Annotated in this window: 3 protein-coding genes; 1 reads left to right on the top strand and 2 read right to left on the bottom strand. The window is 72.5% G+C overall.

The genetic code is table 11. The features are described 5' to 3' along the window. Together H0U68_RS17945 and cysQ are read right to left on the bottom strand one after the other, a co-directional pair. On the bottom strand, positions 1-959 hold a 959-nt coding region (locus tag H0U68_RS17945), incomplete at its 3' end, for an FAD/NAD(P)-binding protein (RefSeq protein ID WP_296358070.1). Continuing rightward, positions 959-1,735 (bottom strand): 3'(2'),5'-bisphosphate nucleotidase CysQ, encoded by a 777-nt coding sequence (cysQ, locus tag H0U68_RS17940; protein WP_296358068.1) that lies wholly within the window; start codon positions 1,733-1,735, stop codon positions 959-961. The genes H0U68_RS17945 and cysQ, both read right to left, overlap by 1 nt. A 53-nt stretch (positions 1,736-1,788) precedes the next feature. On the opposite strand from cysQ, the gene H0U68_RS17935 reads away from it, so the two are divergent. After that, the coding region (locus H0U68_RS17935) for a helix-turn-helix domain-containing protein (RefSeq protein WP_296358064.1) at positions 1,789-2,276 on the top strand (488 nt) is incomplete at its 3' end.

The following is a 2,276-nucleotide window of genomic DNA, read 5'->3' as shown; positions in this document are numbered from 1 at the left end:
GCGCGGTGGCGGTGCGTGTCCCAGTACGGCGCCAGGTGCCGCAGGAACTGCCGGCGGCCGGACAGCGTGAGCTGCTGCCACAGGCGCGGCGTGTGGCCGCGCAGCCCGCCGATCACGTCGCGCCAGTCGTGGCCATGGGCCTCGGCCCAGCGGATCAGGCCGCGCACCGCGTGCACGCAGGCGCGCACGCCGGTCTCATTCAGCAGGAAGTCGTCGGGCACCAGGTCGGCCGCGGGCGGGCGCTCCTGCGCGCGGTGCGGCTGCGGCAGCAGGCCGCGGCGCGACAGCATGACGATGCGCCCGCCGTGGCCGCGGTCCAGCAGCTGCAGCGCCACGTCGTAGGCGGTGAGGCCGGTGCCGACCAGCAGCACGTCTTCATCGGGCGCGGCGCAGCCGGCCAGCCGCCCGTCCCACGGGTCGCCGACCAGCCGCGCCTGCGACCAGTCGCAGGGCGTTTGCGTGCGCGGCGCCAACGGCGCGAAATTGCCGAGCGCCAGCACCACCTGCGCGGCCTGCAGCGGTTCGCCGCCCTCCTGCAGGTGCAGGCGAAACGGTGCGCCCGCGTCGGCCGGCGTGTCCAGCCGCACCACGTCGCCGCTCACCGTAGCCAGCCGCAGGCGCGGAGCGGCCGCCTGCTGTGCTTGCCGCAGCGCGTCTTCCAGGTATTCGCCATACAGGTTGCGGGGCACGAAGTCGCTGGGCTTGTAGGGCAGCCCGCGCGCGGCCAGGTAGCGGGCGAAGCCGCCCTCGTCCGCCGGATCGATCCCCATGCGGCCGGCGGGCACGTTCAGCATGTGGCTGTCGGAGTTGGTGCCGTAGGCCAGCCCGCGGCCGAAGCGCTGGCTGCGGTTGACCATGCAGATGCGGCCCTCGCCCTGCAGGCGCCGCAGCAGCTGCACGGCGACCGCGATGCCGGAGAAGCCGGCACCGACGATGGCGACGTCGAAGCCGGCGGCCATCAGGCGCGCGCGGCCCAGGCCGCGAAGTGGGGGTTGTCGAAGCCGGGCTTGCCGTAGCCCAGCGGCTTGCCCTGCAGGTCGCACACGCGCCCGCCGGCCGCCGCCAGCACCGCGTGGCCGGCTGCGATGTCCCATTCCATGGTGCGGCCCAGGCGCGGGTAGACGTCGGCCGCGCCCTCGGCCAGCAGGCACAGCTTGAGCGAGGAGCCGGCTTGCGCCACGCGCGCCACCTTGCGGCCGGCCAGGAATGTTTCCAGGGCGGCTTCGTCGCCGTGCGAGCGGCTGGCCACCACCACCAGGCCGTCCAAGCCGGGCGGGCGGCAGGCAATCGGTTCGCGCAGGCCGCCGGCGCCGATACGGAAAGCGCCCAGGTCGCGCGCGCCGGCATACAGGCAGTCCAGCGCCGGCGCGTAGACCACGCCCAGCACCGGTTCGCCATGTTCGATGAGCGCGATGTTGACCGTGAACTCGCCGTTGCGGCTGATGAATTCCTTGGTGCCGTCCAGCGGGTCGACCAGCCAGAAGCGCTCGCCTGCCGACACTTTTTCGCCTGCCGACACCGCCTCTTCGGCCACGATGGGAATCATGGGCGCCAGCGCGCGCAGCCCCTGCACGATGGCCGCTTCGGCCACCGCGTCCGCCTGCGTCACCGGCGAGGCGTCGGCTTTGTGCGTGACCGCGAAGTCCTCGGCGTAGATCGCCATGATGAGCTTGCCGGCCTCGCGGGCCAGGGGAATTACCTGCTCCAGCAGGTTGGCATGGCGGATGGGTTGCATCTCGCAACTATACTTTGAGTGTGCCTATTTCAAAAAATGTTTAATATAAGCAAATGACTTCGGATCGCAGCCAGGGAGGCTTGTCCGTGCCGCAGCTCAATGCGCGCCGCCGCGAGGCCGTGCAGCTGCGGCTGCGCGGCATGACGCTGGCCGAGGTGGCCGAGCGCACCGGGCTGAGCGTGCCCACGGTGATCGCCGCCCACAAGGCATTCCGCGCCGGCGGCTGGGCCGGCGTGGACGTGCAGCCGCGCCTGGGCCGCCCGAAGAAGGCCGGCCCGCACATGGCCGAAGACCCCGCCGTTGCCGCCGCGCTGTGGGAAGCCATGCAGGCCGGCGGCGATGAAGGTCCGCTGTGGACCACCAAATCGGTGGCCGACTGGCTGTCCGAACAGCACGGCTTGGCCTTGAGCGCCGGCTCCATCCAGCGCTTTTGCGAGCGCGCCGGGCTGCAGCTGCATCCCGCCCTGCCCGAACTGCCACCGGCCGGCGGCAGCCGCGCCGCGCGCTTTGCGGCGGCCGTGGTGCCGCTCAAGGACGGGGC

It is taken from the genome of Ramlibacter sp., assembly GCF_013697775.1.
GTDB lineage: Bacteria > Pseudomonadota > Gammaproteobacteria > Burkholderiales > Burkholderiaceae_C > Ramlibacter.
Note: the sequence above shows the minus strand (reverse complement) of the source record. Positions and strands in the feature narration are given on the sequence as shown.

Excerpts from the sequence above, each read along its gene's own strand:
- cysQ (WP_296358068.1), bottom strand. The coding sequence starts at position 1,735 with ATGCAACCCATCCGCCATGCCAACCTGCTGGAGCAGGTAATTCCCCTG.